The sequence below is a fragment of the Methylobacterium sp. D48H genome (assembly GCF_053345715.1).
Window position 1 is genome coordinate 1 of record NZ_JBKFAP010000079.1, and the last position, 732, is coordinate 732.

Genomic DNA, 732 nt, shown 5'->3' on the forward strand with positions numbered 1-732 from the left:
GCGAGCTGGTACGGGATCGCGGCCGACCCGGTGCGCGACTACCTCGTCCACGGCTGGCGCGCGGGCCGCGACCCGCGCCCCGACTTCGACTCCGCCGCCTACCTCGCCGCCCATCCCCACCTCGCCCGCGCCGGCATCAACCCGCTCCTGCACGCCCTCGCGCGCCGCCGCGCCGGACGTGGCGGGGCCGGCGGGGCGGGGGAGGCGGCCGCCCTGCCGAAGCCCGACACGGCCGAGGCCCACCGCCTCGCCCGCCGCCTCGTCGACGGCGCCTACTATCTCGCCGGCAACCCCGACCTCGCCGCCGCCGGCGTCGACCCGGTCGACCACTACATGGCCTCCGGCTGGCGCGAGGGCCGCGAGCCGGCGCCGCACTTCGACACCCTGGCCTACTGCCTCAGCCGCGGGATCACCTTCGCCACCCGGAACCCGCTGGTCCACTACGTCCTCCACGGCGGACCGGCCCGCCCCGACCCGGAGGCCGCGCTCGCGCTGCGGATCGAGACGCTCGCCCCCTACTTCGACGCCGCCCATTACCGGCAGCGCCTGCCCGGACCGCAGGCCGAGGCGCTGGCCGATGCCTCGGACGCGGCGCTGCTGCGCCACTACGTGGCGGAGGGCTGGCGGGCGCGGATCGGCCCGCGGCCGGACTTCGACCCGGCCGGCTACGTGCAGGCGCGGGCCGGCAGCCGGGCGGTCGCGGACGACCCGTTCTTCCGCTACGTCGCCGAG

General features: G+C 78.3%; 1 pseudogene. It reads left to right on the forward strand.

The annotated features are described in order from the left end of the window. Positions 1–732, forward strand: a pseudogene (locus ACLBX8_RS31550) (glycosyltransferase); the annotation flags it as partial.